Origin of the sequence: Natronincola ferrireducens (assembly GCF_900100845.1) — a bacterium.
Taxonomy (GTDB): domain Bacteria; phylum Bacillota; class Clostridia; order Peptostreptococcales; family Natronincolaceae; genus Natronincola_B; species Natronincola_B ferrireducens.
Genome location: NZ_FNFP01000001.1, coordinates 148736 through 174060 on the forward strand (window position 1 = coordinate 148736; position 25325 = coordinate 174060).

16 protein-coding genes are annotated in these 25325 nt (G+C 34.0%); 15 read left to right on the forward strand and 1 reads right to left on the reverse strand.

The features are described 5' to 3' along the window. Positions 1-390 precede the first annotated feature (390 nt). The gene (locus BLS22_RS00680) at positions 391-1764 is read right to left on the reverse strand and encodes an APC family permease (protein WP_090548852.1); all 1374 of its coding nucleotides are present in this window, start codon (positions 1762-1764) and stop codon (positions 391-393) included. Between the two features lie 186 nt (positions 1765-1950). On the opposite strand from BLS22_RS00680, the gene BLS22_RS00685 reads away from it, so the two are divergent. The 15 genes from BLS22_RS00685 to BLS22_RS00755 all read left to right on the forward strand — a co-directional run bounded on the left by BLS22_RS00685 (position 1951) and on the right by BLS22_RS00755 (position 25187). Beyond that, a complete protein-coding gene (locus BLS22_RS00685; RefSeq protein WP_090548855.1) occupies positions 1951-4293 on the forward strand; it encodes a cache domain-containing protein in 2343 nt (780 codons plus the stop codon). Beyond that, positions 4286-5629: a sigma-54-dependent transcriptional regulator gene (locus BLS22_RS00690; protein ID WP_176761990.1), complete on the forward strand. Its 1344-nt coding sequence runs from the start codon at positions 4286-4288 to the stop codon at positions 5627-5629. Before BLS22_RS00685 ends, BLS22_RS00690 begins: the two co-directional genes overlap by 8 nt. Before the next feature lie 164 nt (positions 5630-5793). After that, a complete protein-coding gene (locus BLS22_RS00695; RefSeq protein WP_090548861.1) occupies positions 5794-7047 on the forward strand; it encodes a M20/M25/M40 family metallo-hydrolase in 1254 nt (417 codons plus the stop codon). 241 nt (positions 7048-7288) lie between these two features. Further along, positions 7289-10690: a tetratricopeptide repeat protein gene (locus BLS22_RS00700; RefSeq protein WP_090548864.1), complete on the forward strand. Its 3402-nt coding sequence runs from the start codon at positions 7289-7291 to the stop codon at positions 10688-10690. Positions 10691-11183: 493 nt separating this feature from the next. Next, complete coding sequence (locus BLS22_RS00705) at positions 11184-12356, forward strand: glycoside hydrolase family 113 (RefSeq protein ID WP_090548867.1); 1173 nt, start codon at positions 11184-11186, stop codon at positions 12354-12356. A gap of 219 nt (positions 12357-12575) precedes the next feature. Continuing rightward, entirely contained in the window at positions 12576-14318 is a 1743-nt protein-coding gene (locus tag BLS22_RS00710; protein WP_090548871.1) for a DUF2334 domain-containing protein, read from the forward strand. A 20-nt stretch (positions 14319-14338) separates the two neighbouring features. Further along, positions 14339-15616, forward strand: a complete 1278-nt coding sequence (locus tag BLS22_RS00715) for a glycosyltransferase family 2 protein (protein WP_090548874.1) — start codon at positions 14339-14341, stop codon at positions 15614-15616. A 157-nt stretch (positions 15617-15773) separates the two neighbouring features. Then, positions 15774-16739 (forward strand): substrate-binding domain-containing protein, encoded by a 966-nt coding sequence (locus tag BLS22_RS00720; RefSeq protein WP_090548877.1) that lies wholly within the window; start codon positions 15774-15776, stop codon positions 16737-16739. Positions 16740-16875: 136 nt separating this feature from the next. Continuing rightward, on the forward strand, positions 16876-18372 hold the full coding sequence (locus BLS22_RS00725; RefSeq protein WP_244269425.1) for a sugar ABC transporter ATP-binding protein: 1497 nt from the start codon (positions 16876-16878) through the stop codon (positions 18370-18372). A gap of 5 nt (positions 18373-18377) precedes the next feature. Beyond that, on the forward strand, positions 18378-19343 hold the full coding sequence (locus BLS22_RS00730) for an ABC transporter permease (RefSeq protein WP_090548880.1): 966 nt from the start codon (positions 18378-18380) through the stop codon (positions 19341-19343). A gap of 22 nt (positions 19344-19365) precedes the next feature. Continuing rightward, positions 19366-20307 (forward strand): sugar kinase, encoded by a 942-nt coding sequence (locus tag BLS22_RS00735; RefSeq protein ID WP_090548886.1) that lies wholly within the window; start codon positions 19366-19368, stop codon positions 20305-20307. 16 nt (positions 20308-20323) lie between these two features. After that, on the forward strand, positions 20324-21175 hold the full coding sequence (gatY, locus tag BLS22_RS00740) for a tagatose-bisphosphate aldolase subunit GatY (RefSeq protein ID WP_090548890.1): 852 nt from the start codon (positions 20324-20326) through the stop codon (positions 21173-21175). Positions 21176-21180: 5 nt separating this feature from the next. Beyond that, positions 21181-22125: a 1-phosphofructokinase gene (pfkB, locus tag BLS22_RS00745; RefSeq protein WP_090548894.1), complete on the forward strand. Its 945-nt coding sequence runs from the start codon at positions 21181-21183 to the stop codon at positions 22123-22125. 134 nt (positions 22126-22259) lie between these two features. Then, on the forward strand, positions 22260-22982 hold the full coding sequence (locus tag BLS22_RS00750) for a GntR family transcriptional regulator (RefSeq protein ID WP_090548897.1): 723 nt from the start codon (positions 22260-22262) through the stop codon (positions 22980-22982). Between the two features lie 345 nt (positions 22983-23327). Further along, positions 23328-25187 (forward strand): polysaccharide biosynthesis protein, encoded by a 1860-nt coding sequence (locus BLS22_RS00755; RefSeq protein WP_090548900.1) that lies wholly within the window; start codon positions 23328-23330, stop codon positions 25185-25187. Positions 25188-25325 lie beyond the last annotated feature (138 nt).

The following is a 25325-nucleotide window of genomic DNA, read 5'->3' on the forward strand; positions in this document are numbered from 1 at the left end:
TATATCATAATTGGGGAAAGAATAAACAGGATCATAGAAGAAACTAAAAAAACCTTAGTGTCTAGGGACAAAAGGTAAATAAGGGGTATGAAAAGATGGCTTCTATTGTAAAGAGCCTTGCCATATCAGGAGCAGATGGATACCTTGCGGCAGTGGAAAGAAATATAAGAAGAAGAATTTAGGCAAAGGATTGAGGAAGAGTACCAGTATGTTAAAAGTGTCTATAGGGGAGATGTTGATATCCTATGACCATCATACTCAAAGTAAGGGATATAAAAAGAAACTCAGGTGACATAAGGACCCAAGGGGATGATTTTTGTGGTAACTCATAAAGAGAAAAGCCACAACAATCATCCCCTTGGTTTATTTATGGGTTTTTAGAAAAGCTTCCTATGTTAAACTAGAAGGCTCTTTGGTGCTTACGATATCTTCAGGTCCTAGTATAATGGGTTTCCACTTATCTGGATGAAGTTTTTGCATTCTTTTAGCGTATAGATGAAGTAACACTCCTATGAGGAAATATCCAGCCAATAGGTATAAAGAAGTAGTAGAGATTTCTGATAAGGAGGCATAGATAACCCATATAGTAAAGGAAAGGGCAGCCAATCCTACTAGAGGACCATATTTAACTTTAAAGGGTCTTTCCCAGTTAGGTTGTTTTTTTCTAAGAGCAAGGAAAGATAAAACAACTGCCGTATAAACAATTCCAGCTACAAATGAATAAATCGTATAAATATATTCTACCCATTGCTCTGGGGCAAAAACTGTGAAGTAAATTGCAAGAATTCCAACCACGATGTTTCCTATATAGGGTTGACCATCTTTGTTTATCTTTGTAAATATGGGAGATAGTTGTCTTTGTTGAGCTGCACCATATAGACATCTAGAAGCACTTAGCCAGAATCCACTTAAAGTGGTGACTGTACCTAAAATTCCAACTACCACAACGATTACAGCAAGCCAGTGTTTTCCTACTAGGTCTGCAACTCTAGGGTCTACAATATCAATATTTGCTATCCATTCGGCAGACACTATTCCACCATTACTAAATATCGCAAGTCCATAGATTAAAAACGTAATTCCGATAGCCCCTAGATAGGCTTTCCATTGATCCTTTCTTGGAAAATTAGCTTCTTCTGCCAGCTGGGGCACAAGGTCAAATCCTATATACTTAAAGATTAATATGCCAACAGCAGCACTATAGCCTGGGAATCCTTTAGGGAACCAAGGCTTTAAATTAGCCATGCTCCATTGGGCACTGGTGATTAAGTTTATAGAAACAAATATTGAAGTAGCAATCATGATCCAGAATAAGATATTTTGAATTTTTCCTAACAACTTAATTTCTTTATTCGTCATAAAAAACCATAATATGAGGACTGTTAATGCAATTATCTTTGTCTGGAAAAATGTCAAAGGATAAAAATAATTTGTCATTGTAACGATACCATAGGAAACCGTAGGCATAGCAAGAACGTAAAGCAATAGCTGTGCCCAATCAAAATACCAACCTAGATTCCAACCAAATGCATTAGAAACCCAGATATTTGCTCCTCCTGCAAAGGGAAGCATAGAAGACATTTCCGAATAAACAAAAGCTAAAGGTAAAACCAAAATAGCTGTGGTAGCCAAAGCCCAAAAACTTCCAGTACCACTTAGTTCAAACCAATACTTGATTTCAACCATCCAAGCTGCGATCATGCCACCAGCAGCCATGGCAATTACTTGAGAAAGCGATAATTCCTTTTTCAACTTATTACCCAACGTATGAACCTCCTTTAAATTATAATTATTCACTATAGTTTAATTGCAAGATGCATACCAAGAGATAAATGAGATGAATTCAAGATAATAAAACAAAAAATAAAAATTTGTGTTACAATTAAGTTACACAAATATATTTAAAAGTAACATGATCATTATAGGGAACACAAGCTGGAGGTAAAAACCATGAAATCCTTTTCATCAAGAATAGTATTTATATTTGTTATACTAGTAATCTTTATCGTGTTTATATTTAGCATGTTTAATATTCTAGATGAACAAAAAATTGCTACAAAAATAATGGAGGAAAACCTTAAAAATTTAGTCTATGAAAAAAAATCTATTTTAGATTTACGGATGCGACAAGTGGAATTAGAAGTAGAAGAACTGGCCTATTGGTTGGAAAGCTATGAACAGATGCTGCCTATGGGAGATATTATCTATGATATACATAAAGATGGTACATATCTAGAGTATGGTGAAGAAGGAAACATAAGCCTTTTTGTAAATAGCAAAACAAAATTAACAGAAGAGATAGAAAAGCAAATATTTTATACAAAAAAATTGGAGGATAACTTTAAAAGAACGATAAATAAAAATCAAGACATTGTTTGCGTATATACAATATCTAACGATGGGTTGCTAAGGGTGTATCCTAATATGTATGAAACCCAGCTTAATTCTGAATACGACTTTAGAAAGGATTATTATTTTAGATATGCAATAGAAGAAACGAAGGGGGAAGGCAGGGCTGTATGGACCAAGCCTTATTATGATGTGGCAGATAGAGGATTGGTTGTAACCTGTGCTTATCCAATATATTCAAAAGACAAATTACAATACGTTATTTTTGCAGATGTAACATTGGAACTTTTGCAAAAAGAAATTGCTGATTTTAATATAGCTAGGTTCGGATATGGTTTTCTTATAGATGATCATGGAGAAATTATATATCATCCTGATTACCTAGAGAAGCCTTCTAAAAAAGGAGAAGAACTTAAAAATAATATTTTATCCCTATCAAATAATGAAGAATTTAAATTTATAATAGAAGATATGATAGGGGGTCAAACAGGACAAGCATATTATTTTGATGAAATGACGGATTCTGAAAAATTTGTTACCTATGCACCAATAGAGGGAACAAAATGGAGCGTTGCTTTGGTTGTTAATTCAAATGATTACTCAATAGATATAAGAAAATATCTGGGAAGGTACTTTATAGGACCATTAGTTATTATCATTATTTTTTCTATGTTTGTATATATGGCATTAAAGAAGGTTTCCAATTATTTAGTTGAGTTATCCTATAGGGCTGAAAGAGTAGCGTGTGGAGAATTGATGGCAGTGGAAAATGTGGGGGGAGGAGATGAAATAGTAACTATAGCTAATTCTCTAAACACCATGAGTTCCAATCTAAAAAATCATATGGAAAGCCTGATTAAAACTAATACAAAACTGGAAGCGGTTTTCAATAGTATAAAAGGTGTTTTATTCGTAATTGATAAAAATTATAAACTAGTAAATGTAAATAAATTAGGTAGAGATATTATTAAAAAAGACTATCCTTCATTTCCTGGAATCCATTGTTTTGAATTCTTTAAAGGATGTTTAAGGATTTGTGAAAAATGTCCAGTAACTAAAACAATGGAAACCGGTAAAGAAAGTTTTAAGGAAATGATTTGGGATAATGAAATTTATCACGTGAGGACCTATCCTATATTGGATGAGGAAGGAAATATAGATGAAATTGTAGTCTATAGCACGAAAGAAACTGAAAGGGCCATTATTGAGAGGGAATTTCATCAAAGGGAAAAGTTGGCCAGTATAGGACAAGTATCTGCTGCCATAACCCATGAGCTAAGAAATCCTATTGCTATAATAAATGGAAGTAGTTACTTGCTAAAGGATATGGTGGATAGTATAGATATAAAAACCCATGAAAAAGAAGAATTCCATGAAATTCTTAAGGAAATCGATAATAGCATTAAAAACTCCCTGACAATCATAAATGAATTGTTGGATTTTTCCAGAAAATCCACAACTATGGAAGAAAAGGTAGATATAATACCTTTGATCAGGCAAATATTAATGATCCATAAAAAAAATATAGTTGAAAATAATATAGTTATTTTAGAAAAGTTTAATAAAGAAGAAATATGGGTTTTTGGAAATTTAGATTCTTTAAGGCTAATATTTATAAATTTAATAGACAATGCTTTATATGAAATGAAAAATGGAGGTACGTTGATCATCAAAATAGATCCATTGTATGATGAGGGTAAGGTAAAACTTATTTTAAAGGATACAGGTAAGGGGATGGAGGAGGAAGTATTATCTAATATATTTAAACCTTTTTATACAACAAAACCAAGGGGAATAGGGAATGGTATAGGTATGTGGCTTGTCTATAGAGAGATTAAGAACAATAAGGGGACGATTAATATCCAAAGCCAATTGGGTAAGGGAACAAAAGTAGAAATAAATTTTAATTTATATGAGGAAGATGAGGGGGGAAAAGATGTTTAATATACTGTTGGTAGACGATGATTTAGGCTTTATTCATATACACAAAAAGATACTTGAGAGAAAAAACTATAGAGTTATTACTGCAAATAGTGGAGTAGAAGCTATAGAAATACTTAAAAGGGAAAATATCTCTCTAGTTATAACAGATATAGTAATGCCCCAAATGGGGGGATTAGAGTTATTGAGAAATATTAAAAAGTATTGGAGTGACTTGCCTGTAATCGTGTTAACGGGTAAAAGCAGTATAGAATCTGCGGTACAATCCATGAGGGAAGGAGCCTATACATATTTAACTAAGCCAGTAAATGTTGATGAATTTTTAATAGAGATAAATAAATGTAGAACATACCAGGAATTAAAGGCTGAAAATATATATTTAAAAGAGAGACTAATTCAGGAGAAGGGGGAATTTCTAGGGAAGAGTAGTGTAGTCAATGGAATTAGAGATAAAGTTATGATAGCTGCTCCTACAAATTCAACGATACTCATTACGGGAGAAAGTGGGACAGGAAAAGAATTAATAGCAGAACTATTTCATAGAAAAAGTTTGAGAAAAAACAAACCCTTAATTAAAGTTAATTGTGCAGCACTTTCAGAAACCATCCTAGAAAGTGAACTCTTCGGCCATGAAAAGGGAGCTTTCACCGGGGCATCTGAAAGAAGAATAGGTAGATTTGAAATAGCCCATGAAGGAACCCTTTTTTTAGATGAAATAGGAGATATGTCTTTAAACATGCAAACAAAACTCCTAAGGGTCCTTCAAGAAAAAGAATTTCAAAGGGTAGGATCTAGTAAAACAATATATTCTGATTTTAGGCTAATAGCAGCCACAAATAAGGATTTAATAAAGGAAGTTAAGGAAGGAAACTTTAGGGAGGATTTATATTATAGAATAAATGTAATACCCGTTCATATTACACCCTTAAGAGAGCGAAAGGAAGATATAGGGGTTTTATTTAACCACTTTATTGAAAAAATCTCCATAGAAATGAATAGAAATATTAAACCAATAGATCATGAATTGGAAAGAATATTAAAAACCTATAATTGGCCAGGAAACGTAAGGGAATTAAAAAACATTGCAGAAAGAGGAGTGGTTTTTGCAAGGGAAGATAAAATAGATGCTAACTTTATAAAAAATCAGTTGATATTCAATAATGACAGTAGCTTCGATGAAAAATCTTTAAAAGAAGCAAGGGAAAACTTTGAAAAAAACTTTATTATAGAGGCATTAATAGAAAATCAATGGAATATTTCTAAAACAGCAGAGGAAATAGGGATTGCAAGGAAAAATTTATATGAAAAGATTAAGAAATATGATCTACAGGAGAATTAGTGGTGTAAAAGTATCATAAAGTGTTACAAGAAAGTTACATATTTATATGTTTAAATTTTAGATCAGTGGAGATGTAGGATGAAACCTTACATCCCCACTGATTTATTTATTGGCATAAACTTTGCTTGTATATTAAAGTAGCAAAATGAAAGGAAGGGATAATAATGATATTAGTTCAAAAAGGTAATGCTACAAGAATGCTTGAGGATATAAAAACTCTTTCAAGCTTTGGTAACCGTTTTGCGGGATCTGAAGCTGAAGATAAAGCTGCAGATTTTGTTAAAAAAGCCTTTCAACAATCGGGATTAGAAGTGATAGAAGAAGGGTTTGTGACAGATGCTTTTGAAGAAATAGAATCCTATGTTAAATTAAATGGCAAAACATATGATACGAGAGCCATGTACTATTCTCCAGCCACAGGAGATGAAGGGGTAGAAGGAGAACTTGTATTTGCAGGAGTAGGGAAGGAAGAAGACTTTGAAGATTTATGCGTAAAGGATAAAATAGTAATATTCCATAGGGATAAAGAAACAGAAAAAGATCAGTTTTGGCCAGAAGTAAGGGTAGCTGCAAAAAAGGGAGCAAAGGGCGTCATACTCATCAACTTTGATCCTTGGATATTTATTACTACTTTAGAAACTGGGTTATTTGATCCAGAAAAAAGATTTCTTCCAGTAGAACCAAATCCAATACCTGCGGTAGTAGTAGGTAGGGATAGTGGAAAAGAAATATTAAATGAAATGGAAAAAGGCAATAAAAATATAAAAATATTTACCAACACCTTTAATGGAAAAAGGGAATCTAAAAATGTAAGGGGGATAAAATTAGGTACAGAGCTTCCAGATGAAAAAATTATTATCTATGGTCATAGAGATGCAGCAGGAACACCTGGAGCCAACGATAATGGTTCTGGTACAGTTATCATGATGGAGATAGCAAGGCTTTTAAAAGATATGACAACAAAAAGAACGGTAGAAATAGTTTCATTAGGAGCAGAGGAACAATTAGGCTCTGTTGGTTCCATAGAATATATTAAAAAACATGAAAATGAACTACATAAAATAAAAGCTTCTATAGAATTGGATATGGTAGGGGCAGGAAGTCCCCTTTGGGTAATGGAAGGTGGAAACTGGCCAGATACAAAGATAGAGCTTTCAAAGGATTTATGCAACCATGTAAAATCTGCAGCAGATGAATTAGGATATCATATAGATTTAGGATTTTGTGTTTTAGGAACACCAGACTCTGGAAGGTTTGCTAAAGCAGGAGTACCTACTACTTGGATATGGGGACCAGGAGATGTTCACTATCATAGCCCAGAAGATACTTGGGAAAAAGTAGACCCAAATAAAGTAAAGGCAGTTTGTGATATAGTCCTTACTAGTATATATGATTTAGCAAATCAAGATGAAATATAGAAAAATAAAGGGAACTATCCCCCTTGGATAGAGTGTTTGGTTGTGGGTAGAGTGAAGAAAAGGATCATAGTTAGCAGATAGGAAGCTGCTAATTATGGTCTTTTGCTTTATGTTTTGAAATAAGAAGGTTAGCATGTCGAAATTTGCAAATAAAATCTAGTAGGTATTAATCTTTTTTTATCGAAGTAGTTGTTAATCAGAAAAGTATTTAAAAATCTTAACCTAGGTAAGGGTGAATGCTATGGATGACTATTTATTGAGTCAGAAAAAAGGGTTTTATCAAAAGCTCCTTCGAACCTTTGATTATGAGAATAAGTATCAAGCTTGTGAAGGAGCAGACTATGATAGCCTTAAATTTATTGATAAATATAGAATAATTGATTTTTTCACAAGTTTATTGGATTCCTTTAGTGTAGAAAATGACTTATCTAATTCTATCAATCTCCTTGATATGAAACTTAAGGAATGGAATGAAAAAAATCCTACAAGACAGATTGATAAAACGCATTTATTAAAGAAATATTATGTATTGATAGAAGATAGGTGGGCCATTGTAAATCCTGAAGTAACAGGAAGAGGTACTTCGCAATATACAATAGACAGAGATTATGTTGATTTTGTAATATTATTCTCAAAAACTACATTTTTTTATCCTTTATTTGAAGAATACAGGTGGAAAGCAATATTAGAAGACCACAATAAAAAATATTCCCTAGAATTTACAAAAGATATACTGTTAGATGGTAAAAAAAATATACACAGTATGATCTTCCATAACCACAAAGGGTTTAGAGATGCTTTTTTAGAAGCACTAAAAAGGAAAATTAATCATGAAAGTTACAGTGCTTGGAGTCAAAACATTGAATATTATTTTAGTTTATTGATGGAAATTGCTCACTCTGAGGTATCTATCCACAACATAATACAATCCATGGACAAAAATAAACAGAAAATATTAGCAACATTAGCATTTAATAAATTAAAGGAACAGAGTAAACAGCATAGGATTGGTGATTTGAATTTTTTAAGTAGATTAAAATATGTGCCTTATGAGCTGGAAGGGGAAAATATCACCAGTCCTGTAAAGAATTCTAGGCTGGTGGCCTATAAATCTAACTACTACGATAATCTTAATATCTTTGATAGATTAGATAAAGTCAATAGATGTTTTGGTAACTTTGAATTTAATCACTATTATAGTAAATTAATCAAAGAAATTTCATTCATATTTAGATACCTTAGAAATCTATTTACTGTAGAACAATGGGAAGAGATAATGGAAACAAATTCTAATATTTATCTTTACTATTTTTCAACTTATGTTTTGGATAGAAAGGATAAACTCCTTCAGTTTAAATCAATACACATTGCTCCATTGATAATTGACCAAATGCTTATTATTGAGGAACCTCACTATGAAAGAAATAAAAACCATCTATTTACAGAGGATTTTAAAGTAGAGCTAATACAGTTTTATCTTGAATATATACGGGGAAATAACTCGGCTCATTTTAGTTTCCTGATGGATTTTTATTTTGATTTATCCCGCCAACAAGGTATGAATAATAAAGACACAACGCTAGTAAAAAAGATTAAAGATAAAGTAGTAACTGAGTTAGGTAAATACGTTGACCAGGATAATTATAGAAATATATTACTTGAAGCATTAAACACATTTCCTGTAAAGGATAATTTCTATTTATTTGATATACTTTCCTACTGTAATGGGAGTAACAATGAATTAAGAGATAGAATGGTGGATTTAATAATACAGAGATATCTGGAAATCTTAAGTACAGATGATTTTTATAGTAACTACTATGATTTTAAAGGGATTAATAATTTGTTGGCAGCTATAGATACTATAAGGGCAAATGAAGACAACAGTAAAGGAATTTTTATTGATTGGGCTAAGCGTTTAAGAGCAGTAGGTGAGGAAGATAAGATTGATTGGCACCAATACTTTTTAGTAGCCAAGAAGTTAAGATTTCATCTTGGCGTGCTTTGTAAATTTATAGTAATCTGTGGATGGCATGATAACATAGGCAACTATATTTTAGATACCTTTAAACAGTTAAAGAAGATCAAGATTCAAGAAGCCAGCCCTTTATCCTGGGAAGAAATACTATACGATACAATTAGAATACCTGCTAATGATATTTTAAGGAACGAGGAAATTCTTACATTTCATATAGTAAAGCTACTTGAAGCCAAAGATAGTTTATATGTAAAAAATTATGTAGAAGAGATAGTAAACTATTTAAACTATTTTGAGGCTATATTATTTAAAGATCTTATTTACATAAAAAAAGACCCAGATAAAAATCTAGAAGCCATAAGTTTGGGAATGGCTATAAAAAGTGCATATTTCCTCTTAAACAATGAAAATCCCATAGAAGCCCTTCACTATGTCAATTTTATTGAAGATAATTTGAGTGGCAAAATAACATATTTTCATGAACATGATTATTTAAACTTACTAAAGTATTACTGTTTTATCAACATTAAAGATTATGATAAAGCAATGGAGGCTGCAAACAAGATACAGGATAAGAGCAAAAGTATTCCTAAGATAGCTACAGTTCAATATTTTAAGAAAAATTATAGCCTAGCCAAGCAATTGTTTGAAAAACACCTTGAGGATTATAAGCCAGAAATTGAGACTATCGTTAATTATTCAGCTGTTTTAATTTCTATGGATATGAACAAAGAAGCCATTGAGTGGTGTGAACAATATATTAATGAGTACAAAGAAGATTATTTGCTAAATGCTAACTTGGCATGTGCTTATGGAAACATTGACAATGTAAAATCCTTATATTATTTCAATGAAGCCAAAAATAAGAACCCAGAATATAAACCTGCAATATATGGAACTGTAGATAACATTAACAGAATTGTAGGTGAACTCCCTGAAGTTATAGATTCCCTTGATGAATTTGATAAAAAAGGTAATTTAGCTAAAACATTTACTGAGAATTCTCAAAAAACAATAAGACTGTTAAATAAAGTTGCTATTTCTGATGATGAAGTGAGGATATTAAAACATATTAATAAAGCTATACAACTTATTTCAGAGAGGCCTATTAATATTGAAAAACTTAGTGAAAATGAATTAAGTGATATGATTAGGGATTGTCTTAAAATGGCATTGGATTGCTATGGGTATGAAGTAGTAAGGGAAGCTCCCCAAGGTTATGCTGCAAGTAAGCCAGGAGAATTAGATTTTTTTATATATAAATCTGGAGAAAATTATAGAAATATTGCTACTGGTGAAAACAAACTATGGAGTCAAGATAAGTTTAAAAGGCAGATGGGTCAATTATTTGGATATTTAAGGGAATATGGGGGCTTTGGATTTACTATAATATTCAATAAAGAAACACAATTAGAAAAGGTTTTAAGGGAAAGGGAGATTATACTAAATAATTACTATTTTGAAAATGATAAAGGGGAAAAAATATTTGATAAAATAGGCGCTATAGTAGATATGGGTTGCTACTCAAAAGAAATCAGTGGTGTTCTATTAACCCTTCATAAGAATCCAGAAGTAGAAGACTCTTATGTTAGAATATATCATTATATTGTTAACACCTCTAGACAAGATCGAAAACATCTTGCTAAACAAGTGAGGAAGAAGTAGAAAAACTGAGGCTGTAGAAAATTTTGTATAAACAGATTAAATATACTCTTTCTAGACAATAATTGAGGTAATGATAAAATACCAAAATTTTCTAGGAAGAGTATTTTTATATCGAATATACCAAAGGAAGTATTGAGAAACTGCATTAGGGAACAAAACTTTAGTAGTCCAAATGAAGTGTTAGCGTATAAGAAAATATAGGTTGTAAAACTAAGGGGCTGTAACAAAGCCTAAAGCTTTGTTACAGCCCCATTTGCTTTTAGGGAAAAAGAAACTTTATAGGATAGAGGGATTCCAGAGAAAAGTAATAGGACTTAATCTTTATAAATACACACAAATCATTAAACTTAGAAGGGTTCTATATAACCTCTATTGAGAATACATATTAGAACAAATTAAATAACAAACTGTTAAGCTATAGTGGGGGAGATGGTTTTCCTTACTAAGATTGTTATGTGTGTAAATTTATAGACGGTTGAATGGAGTGATATTATTGTCAAGGAATATTCTCATAAGTATATTGAGTATCTGTATTGTATTCATGTTTTATTTTATATTAGATAAGCTACAGACAATAGATTTCAACCAAGGGGATGAATCTAACAAAGATCCAATTGATTTAACGGATTCAACTGCATCCATGGAAAAACCTATTGGTTCCCAGTACAAGGATGAAGGAGAGGATGTAGTAGACCGTAAATATCAACGGGGTGAATTTCAAGCGGGTATTAATCTACTTGTTTATGATCAACCAAATATGTCCAATGCTACAAAATTATTTAAACGTTTGCGAAATCTAGGGATAAATAGCGTGGCCATTGTATACCCCTTTGTTCAGTCGGATTGGCAAGCTGATCAGGTAATGATCGACCCTATAATAACACCTGATATAGAAGCCTTAAAAGAACTTATTCTATTAGCCCATGCTGAGGATTTAAGCGTGATGTTGCGACCTATTTTAGATGAAAAAACTATCATGGCCTCAGGTCATTGGAGGGGCACCATTATGCCTCAAAATCCCCAGGTATGGTTTGACAGCTACCGCGCATTATTACTTCCCTATGCAGAGCTAGCACAAAAGACAAATGTGGAGATATTCAATATTGGTACTGAGCTTAATTCACTTCAGCATAATAAATATAGCGATGAATGGCTAAGACTAATTTTAGAAATAAGAGAAGTTTATCAAGGAAAATTAATTTACTCATTTAATTGGGATTCTTTTCGGGAAATTCCTTTGCTTGAATTTGTTCCTATGCTGGATCATGTAGGGATTGATGCTTACTTTCCTCTAGATGCTCCAGATGATGCAGGTATAGAGGACCTTAAAGAAGCGTGGGAAGAATGGATGTCACAAATTAAAGATATACTTAATAATCAATCAGTTGTCATAACAGAAGTTGGCGTAATTCCAGTAGCAGGGGCCTATCGGAAGCCTTACATATGGAGTATGCCTGGTGGAAGGCTTGATTGGCAAGCACAAGCCAATTACTACGAGGCAACCTATAGTGTTTGGAGGTTGATGAGTGAAGGGGTGTATTGGTGGATGGTTGATGTGGATGAATATGATTCCAATAGTATAGGTTTTTCACCACTAGGAACACCAACAGAGGATGTGCTAAAGCAGATTTTTCTGAAAAAAACACCTGAAGATATTAGGGATTAAACATAGGGGCAATAACAAAACAACATATTATGTAAAAAATAAAAAGACAATCCTATTAGCTTATGTTAGTAGGATGGTCTTTTTTATTATCCAAATAACATCAAACAAAAATTATTAATTTAGAACGTGTACTTATGACATAGTTTTAATTCATCCTTAATAGTATAGATATTATATTTATTATTGAAAAACAATTGATGTTAGAATGGAGGATTTCAGGTGGGGGTATGTAAAGAGAAACTAGGTTTTATGATCACGATTACAATCGCTGGAATTCTTCTAATTAGTCTATTTTCAACTAGTACTAGTGTGAAAGCCCATAGAGGGTTGGTAAAAGAAACCCCAAATATTTTAGTTGTATTTTCATCTAGAAACGATGAAATTGATGAACATCAGCGTATACTTGATATGTTATTAGGTGGTTTTACAGATAACATAGTCTTTAAGGCTAGTTCACAGGTAGTGAAAAATGATTTAGAGGAAGTGACACACCTTTTTTATTATGGCCAGCAAAGGGAGGTTCTACCTCAGACTTTTTTAGAAATAGTTGGGGATTATACAGGGGTCATGGTAGTTATAGGATATAATGTGGAGCAAATAGGGAATCGTTTTTCCTTTCTAGATTTGCTTACGGATAAGGCAATCATCCATCAAATTACTTTAGGGGATAATCCTAATAAACAACTTTCCTTTATACCCCAGATTATATTTAATATAGCTCTAGTAGATAATCAGAAGGCTAGGGTGCTGCTATTAGGGAAGAACAAAAATAATGAATATCCTGTTTTTGTTCAGCATGGCAAGAACTACTATCTAGCCTCCCACTATATTAAATCACCTTTTTCTATTGCTTTTGCAGAAGTGCTTTATGAGGTTTTCCAAGAGGAAGGCCAGGTGCAAAATCCAGCATATATCCGTTTAGAGGATATTCACCCCTTAGTAGATCCTGAAAAAATGATGGATATAGCAAAAATTTTAAAGGAAAAAAATATTCCGTATATGATTACGGTGATTCCCGTGTATACCAATCCCGAGACAGGGAGGCGGTATCATTTTTCAGACTCTCCTAAACTATTGAGGGTCCTGAAATATATGCAAAGAAATGGCGGTAGCATAGTATTACACGGATATACCCATCAATTCAGGTTGAGCGAAACAGGTGAGGGGTTTGAATTTTGGGATGTTGAGTACAACATGCCTATTTATCATGGGCAGGATGATGAAGTAGTTGTTAAGACGAGAGAAGATTTTAGTAGTGAAGAAGAGTATGAAGATTACCTTAGCCAACAGAAAGCATTTGAAAGAAATTATATAGAAACAAGAATTACAAGAGGAATTCAAGAATTAGCTAACTATGGATTGTATCCCCTTGCCTTTGAAGCCCCTCATTATACCATGTCCCAGCATGGATATGAGGTGATTTCAGAATATTTTTCTACCTATGTAGGTCAACTTCAGATAAGTGATGATGATTGGCGTATTATGACAACAGTACCCTACATGACGAAACCGACATTTTTGCATGGAATGACACTGATTCCTGAAACAATAGGTTATGTTGACCCCGATAACCCTCAATCAATAGAAAAAATGCTGAGCCTTGCCCAGGATTATCAGTTTGTTAGAGATGGAATGGTGGGAGGTTTTTATCATCCCTATTTAGGCGTAGAGTTATTTATAGAATTAATCGAAGAAATTGAAAAAATACCTAATATATCATGGATTGATTTAAGAGAAATAAATAATCGAGTAAATGCTGAAAATGTTGAAATTATAAGCAAGAATGGCCAGCTATTTGTAAATATTAACCGTGTTGGTCTATTTTTAACTTCTAGAGATTACCTAGCCTATCATATCAAAGTTGTAATAAAAACAGTCATGTGGGGCATAGCAGGCATAGGTTCATCGGCTGTTATAATTTTTATATTTAGTATTTTTATATCTCAAAACCGCAATAAATAAGAAGATGGAGGGGGAATAGATTGGCCGATACATTGCTATATATATCTTTATTTAGTATTTGGACCATGCTGTTCTATCATATATTCCTAATGCAGGGGGGATTTCTGCTGTCCCTAAACAATCTATCAATAGGGGAGTCGTGGATTAATGATATTCCTCCACAGCCTATGGTTAGCATTCTAATTCCTGCCCATAATGAAGAGCTTGTGATTGAAGAGACAATAAAATCAATGATAAACCTGAATTATCCTAAAGATAAGCTAGAGATTATCATAATAAATGATCATTCCACAGATTTAACAGGTATGATAGCAGAGTCCTATGCTAGTCGATACCTATATATAAAAGTAGTTAACACTATACCTCCGTTTGTAGGTAAGGGTAAATCTACTGCATTAAATGAAGGATTGAAGCATTCCATAGGGGAGATTATTGTTGTGTATGATGCCGACAATACACCTGAGCCAGATGCTGTTCGAAATTTAATCCTTGTTCTACAAAAAGACAGTGGTGCTGGTGTTTCTGTTGGAAAGTTCCGAGTGATTAATGCAGATAAAAATTTGCTAACAAGACTAATTAATATAGAAACCATTACTTTCCAGTGGTTAGCTCAAGCTGGAAGATGGTATTGGTTTAAACTATGTACTATTCCAGGTACGAATTTTGCAATAAGAAGAAGCATTTTAGAGGAGCTAGGAGGCTGGGACGAAAACGCTCTATCGGAAGATACAGAATTAAGCATTAGGGTCTATAATTTGGGCTATTATATCCGATTTTTTCCATTGGCAGTTACTTGGGAGCAAGAGCCAGAATTATGGAGGGTATGGTGGAAACAAAGAACTAGATGGGCTTGTGGGAACCTATATGTAATTACAAAATATATTTTAGGTTTTCATAAATTACAACATAAAAAGGTATTTATTGATTTACTATATTTTATGTTAACATATTTTTTGTTTATAGGGGGAATTCTCATCTCACATGGTATCCTCATTACTAGTTTATTTGTGGATTTAAACCTAACTATTGGTCTTGTTTCCTATGTGTTATTAGTACTAGGCTTTCTCTTATTTGTTACAGAAGCATTACTGGCAATAAGTATAGAAAATAATCAGTTGACTTTCAAAAACTTTTTTACGGTTTTACTCATGTATTTTACTTATTCCCAAATCTGGTTACTGTTAGTTATGAATGCAGTCTATTTAGAAATAAAGAGTATGATTTTAAGGCGAGAAATAACATGGTATAAAACACAACGGTTTCAGAAAGTTGGAAAAGACAAAGAGCACTCGGCATGAACAGTTTATATAAAAAGATTCATACTTAAGCATGTTGTCATAATTTGATGAAAAATGGGAAAAATACAAAAATAATTTAACTGGTATGGACAACTGTACCAATATAATGTATAATAAGTTTGTAATAAAGTTTTTAATAAATATGAGGAGGGTTTTTATGAAAAGGGGAATGAGTTTATTAATTATTGTCATACTGGTAATGGGGTTGTTGACAGGCTGTTCAGGAGATGCACCTCAAGATGCTTCTACAGAAAACGATACCATACGAATTGGCGCTTCACTTTTGACACAATCACATCCATTCCAGGTTGCTATTAAAGAGGCTATGGAGGCTGAGGCGGCAGGGTTAGGTGTAGAAATTGATATCGCTATTGCGGATCAAGATTTAAATCGACAAATTTCAGCTATAGAGGATTTTATTAACAAGGGTGTAGATGCTATTATACTTGTGCCAGTTGATTCTGATGGTGTTATGGGAGCTATTATGAAGGCTAAGGAAGCAAATATTCCTGTTGTTACAGTGGATATTAAAGCAAATGGTGTTGAAGTAGATTCTCATATTGCTACTGATAACTATGCAGGTGGAATGATTGCAGCTGAAGCGATGGCTCAATTCTTAGAAAAAGCCGGAGATGTAGGATTAATTACTTACCCAGAAGTTCAATCAGTTAGAGATCGTATTGATGGATTTAAAGAAATTGCTGATACATATGAAGATCTAAACATCGTTATTGAATTACCAGGTAGAACAAGAGAAGAGGCTGTATCTGCTTCTGAAGATATGTTAACAAGTAATCCAGGACTTAGGGGTATTTTTGGCTTTGGTGATGATATGGCCATTGCAGCTACTACTGTTATAGGAGAAAGAAATAGCGATACAATTGTAGTAGGTTTTGACGGACTAGAAGAAGCTAGAAACTCTACAGATGCTGACAACGCCTTCCAAGCAGTTGTTGTTCAATACCCAGACCTAATGGGTGCTGAGGGTGTAAGAAATGCTGTAAGCCTAGTAAGGGGTGAAGCGGTAGAAAAAGAAGTGCCTGTAACACCAGGACTTTATGTCCATGGAAGAGGCTTTGTAGATGTAGAGGTTATAAATGGAAAAGTAAATATAGGTTTATAACAATGACACAAATTGAAGAAATACCTAATAGGTATTTCTTCAAATTTTTAATATTTCATTTACAATATAAATGAATCATAAATAATACTGACTTTTATAAAAACAAAAATTTATTGATGGAAATGAGTGTGATACCTTGAATACTGTTCTTGAGATGAAGGGAATTAGAAAGGTTTTTCCAGGTGTTGTTGCACTTGATGATGTAAACTTAAAGCTTGAAAGGGGAAAGGTTTTGGCGCTTTTAGGAGAAAATGGTGCTGGTAAATCTACATTGATGAAGATATTGTCAGGCTCTTACCAACCAGATGATGGAGAAATTTTTCTTTATGGAGAAAAGGTGGAGATAAAAGATGTAATGCGGGCTAAGGAATTAGGTATTAGTATTATTTATCAAGAGCTTAGTCTATGTCAAAATTTGACAGTGGCAGAAAATATCTTTGCACTACAGGAACCAACAAGGTGGGGTTTAATAAAAGATGATGAAATTATAAGCAGAACAAGGGAACTATTTGAAGAATTTAATGTAGACATTGATCCCACCAAGATGGTGGAGGAGTTGTCGGTTTCTAGTCAGCAAATGGTTGAAATCGTTAAGGCCCTATCCTTGAAGCCTAAAATTGTCATCATGGACGAGCCCACCTCTGCTTTAAGTAAGAAGGAAACAGAAACACTATTTGAAATAATAGAGAAGCTGCAGCAGGAAGGAGTTTCTATAATATATATATCCCACAGGATGGAGGAAATCTTTAGAATAACCAACGATGTAAGTGTATTAAGGGATGGAAAATATATTGGAACGGTTAAAACTGCAGACACATCCTCTGAAGAGCTTATCAAAATGATGGTGGGTAGAACTATGGATAATATATATCCTGTTAAAGATTTTAAATATTTAAGGGATGAAAAGCTGTTAGAGGTAAGGGGCTATAATAAGGAAAATTATTTTCATGATATCAATCTATATGTTAGGCCAGGAGAAATATTGGGATTATATGGCTTGATGGGTTCAGGAAGAACGGAGATTGCACAGGGGATTTTTGGCATATTAAAGAAGGACAGGGGAGAAATGTTTATTCATGATAAAAAGGTGGAGATAAAAGACCCCTTTTCTGCTATTCAACATAAAATTGCCTTTGTAACCGAGGATAGAAAAAGAGAAGGACTTATTTTGACGGCTAGCGTTGCTGAGAATGCTACTATGGCTAATATAGATAAAATTCTAAATAAATTTAAATTAATTGAAGATAAAAGAGAAGCCAAAATTGCAAAGGAACATGTTGCAGATCTTAAGGTTAAAACCCCTAGCATCCATCAGACAATTAATAAATTAAGTGGTGGCAATCAGCAGAAAGTGGTTATTTCGAAATGGTTTGAAATTGAACCGGAAATTCTTATTTTAGATGAACCCACTAGGGGAATAGATGTCAGTGCTAAATATGAAATTTACAAACTAATGATTGAGCTGGCTCAAAAGGGTGTAGGGATCATTATGATATCCTCTGAGCTACCTGAAATTTTGAATGTATCTGATAGATTATTGGTTATAAATAAACGTCAAATTGTTACGGAATTAGACCCTAAAAATACTACGCAAGAAGAGATCATGACATATATTGCTGGAAGAGGTGAATAGGTAAAATGCAGCTAAAAAAAATAATGAATAATAGATATTTTAAAAGCTATGGTGGTGTTTTGTTAGCACTGGTGGGATTAGTTATATTATTTTCTTTTCTAAGTCCTCATTTTTTAAGAACAAATAATATTTTAACCATTTTTAATCAGGTTTCAATTATTGCTATTTTGGCCTTTGGTATGACTTTTGTATTGATGATTGGTGAAATAGACCTATCGGTGGGGTCCACTTTAGCCCTATCTAGTGTCATACTGGGGATAGCCTTGTCAACCGGAGTACATCCCTTTATTGCCATCATTTTCACCCTTGGGGTGGGGATTCTGGCGGGGCTGTTTAATGGAGTGGTCAGTGCAAAGCTTAAAATTCCAAGTTTTATTGTAACTGTGGCCACCATGGGTATCTTTAGAGGAATTGGATATGCATTAACCGATTCTAGACCAATACCTATTACTGATTCAGTTATATTGAAAATAGGAAACAATAGATTTTTAGGCGCAATTCCCAATGCAGTTATTGTCATGATATTTATTTTGATTGTCTTTCATATAGTTTTATCTAGAACTAAATTTGGAAGACAGGCTAAAATGGTAGGTGGTAATAAAGTAGCAGCTGAATATGTAGGTGTAGATACGAAAAAATTACAAGTTAAAATATTTATGATTTCAGGGCTAGCCGCTGCCGTTAGTGGTATTTTAATGGCGTCTAGACTTTATTCAGCACAACCCAATACTGCATCTGGATATGAGCTAGATGCTATTGCGTCAGCGGTTTTAGGAGGTACCAGTCTGTCTGGGGGATATGGAACTGTACTAGGAACTTTCATAGGAGCAGTTATTATGGGTGTTATTAACAATGGAATGAACTTAGTTGGTATGGCATATTTTTATCAACAGATTGTAAAGGGTTTAATCATTATTATAGCTGTATTCATTGATGTTAGAAATAAGGAAAGTATACTTGGCAAAAAATAAATTGTAAATTGGAGTTGATAATATGGCTGAAATAATTACCATTGGTGAAGTGCTGGTTGAGGTGATGGCAAAGTCCATAGGACAAAATTTTCATGAAACAGGAGAATTTATTGGTCCATTTCCAAGTGGTGCTCCAGCTATTTTTATAGATCAAGCAGCAAAATGTGGTAGCAAGGCTATGATTATATCAGCTGTTGGAGAAGATGGATTTGGAAGAATAAACATAGAACGTTTGACCAAGGATGGTGTTGATATTTCATCTATCAAAATATCAAAGGATAGGGCTACAGGTGTGGCTTTTGTCACCTATAAAGAAGATGGAGATCGTGATTTTTTATTTCATATAGGAAACGCCGCCTGTGGTGAAATAGATGAAGATTTTTTAAAGGAAGAAGATTTTAAGGATTGTAGATATTTTCATATTATGGGTTCTGCTATTTATAATGAAGGTACATCAAGGGCCATTCTTAAAGGGATGGAATTAGCATTAAAATATGGTGCCAAGATAACCTTTGATCCTAATGTTAGAAAAGAGATTATCGATAATGATGAAAAAAGAAAGTTATTGGTTCATATATTAGAAAAGGCTCATATTGTACTTGCTGGAGAAAGCGAACTATTTTATTTAACAGAAATAGAAGAGGAGGCAGTCAGTGCAAAGGGGTTGTTAGAAAATAATGCAGAAGCTGTAATAGTTAAACGAGGCAGCAGAGGAACTACCTTATACACACCACAGAACACAGTCAATATAGAAGCCTATCCAGTAGAGGAAGTAGACCCTACAGGAGCAGGAGATTGTTTTGCTGGAACATTTGTAGGCTGTATTAACCAAGGCATAACAGTTGAGAAGGCAGTGAAATTAGCTTCAATAGCTGGTGCAAAGGCAGTTACAAAAAAAGGGCCTATGGAGGGAAATACAGATCTTCAGGAGTTAAGTAGAATTTTTGAAGAAATTTATCAATAGATGGAGATGAAAAGATATGTTTATTTCGACGATGGAGATTTTAATTGACGCACAAAATAAAGGGTATGCAGTACCTGCCTTTAATATACATAATTTAGAAACTGCCATGGCAGTAGCAGAAACTGCAGAAGAATTAAAAAGTCCAGTTATATTGGCAGCTACCCCGGGAACCTTTACTTTTAATGGGAGAAAAAATATACATGCAATAGTAGAGACGATAGCTGGAACTACTAGTGTTCCCCTAACCCTTCATTTAGATCATCATACAAGCTTTGAGGATATTAAAACTTCCGTAGACTTAGGCTGCCGATCTGTAATGATTGATGCCTCCCATTATAGCTTTGAAGAAAATATAAAAATTGTCAAAGAAGTTGTAAGCTATACCCATAAAGTCGGCGGTACTGTTGAGGCAGAGCTGGGGGTGCTTGGGGGTATAGAGGATGACCTAGAGGTTAATGAAGATAGGGCTAAATATACAGATCCAGATGCCGCTAAAGAATTTGCAGAAAGAACTGGCATAGATTCCTTAGCTATAGCAATAGGTACAGCACATGGGTTATATAAATCTGAACCTAAATTAGATTATGAAAGATTGAAGCAAATAAAAGAGCTGGTTAGCATTCCTTTGGTATTACATGGTGCATCGGGAATTCCTAATGAAAATATTAAAAGGACTATAGAATTGGGAATATGCAAGGTAAATATTGCTACAGAACTAAAAATTTCCTTTAGCAACGCCCTAAGGCAGCACTTAATAAACCATCCTAGTGAAAATGATCCAAGAAAATATTTTCTATCAGCTAAGGAAGCTGTAAAAAAAATAGTAAAGGAAAAAATATTGTTGTGTAATAGCAACAATAGGGCATAGTCGAGATGATACTGACCATTACTTTAAATCCAGCCATTGATATATCCTATTATGTAAATGAATTGAAACTGGATAATGTGAATCGATGTGATAAATATATTAAAACAGCTGGTGGTAAGGGAATAAATGTTACTAAGGTACTACGGAATTTAAACTGTAATGTGATGGCCACAGGGTTTTTAGGAGGTAGTAGTGGGGAATTTATTAAAAATGAGCTTAAAAAAAGAAAGGTGGATTTAAGATTTGTTGATATAGCAGGAGAGACAAGGAATTGCATCGCCATTGTTTCACAGCAGCAACAGACTGAAATATTAGAATCTGGACCCTTTATCACTGAAAAAGAAGAAACTAATTTTATTGAAACACTAAAAGATAATTTAGATAAATATCCCATCCAAGTAGTAACTGCATCTGGTAGTATACCTAAAGGCTTGAGTAGTTCATATTATACAAAATTAATTAAAATAAGCAATGAAAGAGGAATTAAATTTTTGTTAGACACCAGTGGTATATATCTTCATAAGGCAATAGAGGCATCCCCTTATTTAATTAAACCTAATATTTCAGAACTGGAAGGATTTTATGGCAAAAAAATAGATAGCTTAGAAAAACTAATTAATGTCATGGAGGAATTGAGGGTTTATAATATTCAGATCATAGTGGTATCCCTAGGTAAAGAAGGATGCATTGCATTGTGCGATAATGAGGTATACAAAGTTACTGTTCCTCAGATTAAACTAAAAAATCCTGTAGGCTCAGGGGATGCAATGGTGGCAGGAATGGGAAAGGGCATTGAAAATAAGCATTCCTATGAAGAGATATTAAAAATAGGTAGCACCTGTGGAACACTTAATGCAATGAATGAAGAAACAGGAGCTATTAATATAAAAGAGTTTCAGGATATATACAATAAAATAAAAGTAGAAAAAATAAAAAGGGTTAGTATATAGAATAGCGAAAAAATTTTTGGTAAAAATACTTCAATAATAGTGGATTATATGGTAGAATCAACATTATCATTATCTTAAAAAAGTTGGTTTGTTTAAGTATTTTTTAAAAAATTTGAATCTAGCGGTGATATATTATGATAAACAGAAATTCAGTAATACCTATCTATTACCAAATAGAAGATTGGATTAAATCACAAATAGAAAATGAACAACTGAGGGTTGATAAAGTAATACCCTCCGAAAGAGAGTTAACGGAACTTTTTGGTGTAAGTAGGTATACCGTTAGACAAGCCATTGGCAATTTAGTCAATGAAGGATATCTATACCGTCTTTCTGGCAAGGGAACCTTCGTAAAGGATAGGAATGTTATATATAAAGAAAATAAATATACAAGTTTTTCAGAGGATATGGAAAGCTTGGGGAAAATTTTAAAAAACAAGGTTATTGGCTTTGCTATTACTACTGCCTCCAGTAGTATAGCAAATAGACTTTCCATAAATGAAAAGGATGATGTAATCTCTATAAAAAGGATTAGATCTGTGGATGATGTTCCCTTTTCTTATGAAATGCTTTTTATCCCTAGAGAAATAGTAGGTAACATGGATGAAGGCTTTGCAGAAGGCTCCATGATGGATTATTATGAAAATCATTTAGGTTTAGATATTGATCATTCGCTGGAGACCATTGAATCTGTTAAAGCTATAGAAAAAACAGCAGAAAAATTACAAGTTCCCAAGGATGCGCCACTTTTATTAGTAAAATCAAAGCTATTTTTAGGGAATGGAAAGCAAATACATTATAGGAAGAGTTACTTTAGAGGAGATAAATATAAATTTACAATAAAGTTAAAAAGATAAAAAATCATGTATTCCGAGGCACTTTACTTATTTTGTTAAGGAAATTGCATACTTACATCTCCATAATAGGAGTTATTAACCTACTTTAATGATAACCACCTTTTGCCAAAATAGAGCTAAAGGTGGTTTTTTAAATAAAAAATATCAACAATATTTCAATAATAAAAACAATAGGAGAAGAATCTAAGAACAATTCCCTCTAGGCTTTTTCATAGATAGGTCAGAATTTCTTTGAAAAATATGACGATTTAATCATATTGTAAGGAAACCTCCGTTGACACCAGTTTTTTGGCATAGTATAGTTAAATTAGTAAAAAATGTATAGATTAAAGTGGGGACGGAAATATGAGAAAAAAAATATTTGTAGTGTTACTTGTGGCCATTGATGCAGCATTGATGAATCTAGGCTTTCTTTTAGCCTTTTATATTCGATTTGATGGCGTGCTATCTGGCAAGATGGCAACCCAGTACTTACCTGTTTATTTAGACAATGCTGTGAACTTAACCCTGATTAAATTAGGACTCTTTTATCTCTTTGGCATGTATAAAAACCTATGGAAATATGCCAGCATCGAAGAGGTGTTTCAGATAGCCACTACAGTCTTTGTGGCCAATGCCGGAGTTGTTACCTATATGATGATGACCCAGCAGATGTTACCTAGAAGTATTTATATACTCATCTTTTTATTAGATATCCTGTTGATAGGTGGGGTTCGTCTCAGCTATCGCTTGACGAGAAATATGGGGAAAAATTTAAAGGAGCATGGTTTTGCAGGTATAATCAAGAATAAAGGCCAAAAACGTATTATGATTGTTGGTGCAGGCCAAGCTGGGGCTATGGTCATCAAGGAGTTAAGAAGACATGAGGGCCTCCATAGTAAACCGGTGGCCATCATCGATGATGATGATAGTAAGCTGGGATCGAAAATCCACGGGGTGCCAGTTCTAGGGGACAGGTATCACATTAAAAAGATAGCAGAGAAGAAAAAGGTAGATGAAATTATCATTGCCCTTCCCTCCGCCTATAAAAAGGAAACGAGAGAAATTATAGAGGAGGCCAATAAAACCAAGTGTAAGCTTAAAATTGTGCCGGGGATTTATGAACTGTTGGATGGACAGGTCAGTATTAAGGAACTGCGGGATGTGGAAATCGAAGACCTATTAGGTAGAGATCCTGTGGTGGTGGATCTAGAGGAGATCAGCAGTTATTTAGCCAATAAGGTGGTTTTGGTTACTGGTGGTGGTGGTTCCATCGGTTCCGAGATTTGTCGTCAGATTGCCAACTTTCAACCTAGCAAGCTAGTACTTGTAGATATCTATGAAAACAATGCCTATGATATACAAAATGAGCTGCGGAGAAATTATCCTGATTTAAAATTAGAGGTGCTCATTGCCTCTGTACGGGACAAAAAGAGGCTGGAGGAAATATTTATTGTCCATCAGCCCCAGGTGGTTTTCCATGCAGCAGCCCACAAGCATGTACCCTTGATGGAGGCCAGTCCCCAAGAGGCTATTAAGAACAATGTTTTTGGCACTAAAAATGTAGCGGAATGTGCCCATGATTATGGGGTGGAGAAGTTTGTTTTAATATCCACCGATAAGGCTGTGAACCCCACCAACATCATGGGGGCCACCAAAAGGGTGGCAGAGATGATTATTCAGTCGATGGATCGTATCAGTAAAACGGAGTTTGTGGCGGTGCGATTTGGCAATGTTTTAGGAAGCAATGGCAGTGTTATACCCCTTTTTAGAAGGCAAATTGCTGAAGGAGGACCGGTTACTGTGACGGATGCTGAGATGACAAGGTATTTTATGACCATCCCAGAGGCTGTACAGCTGGTGATCCAGGCCGGCGCCATGGCCCAAGGGGGAGAGATCTTTGTACTGGATATGGGCGAACCGGTAAAGATTATGGATTTAGCCAGAAATCTCATTCGTCTGTCGGGCTTTGAGCCGGAGGTGGATATACCTATAGAGATTGTAGGCCTTCGTCCAGGGGAGAAGCTATATGAGGAGCTGCTAATGGATGAAGAAGGTCTATCGGCCACCAAGCACCATAAGATTTTTGTAGGCAAGCCGGTCTTTACGGATCTAAAGCTATTACATAGGGAGTTAGATATTTTGTTGGACCTATTGTGGGGAGGACCCGAGGCTATCAAGGAATACATGGTAAAAATGGTCCCCACCTATAAACGAACCAGTTAAATACATGAGTAAGCATGAGGGTGACAACACTCTTTTCATATGAAACAAGGTAAAGGCCTTTGAAGAAAATGGTTCTTCAGGGGTCTTTTTCTTTGGATATATTTTAAAAACTATACTAAATCCTTTAGTATTTTGATA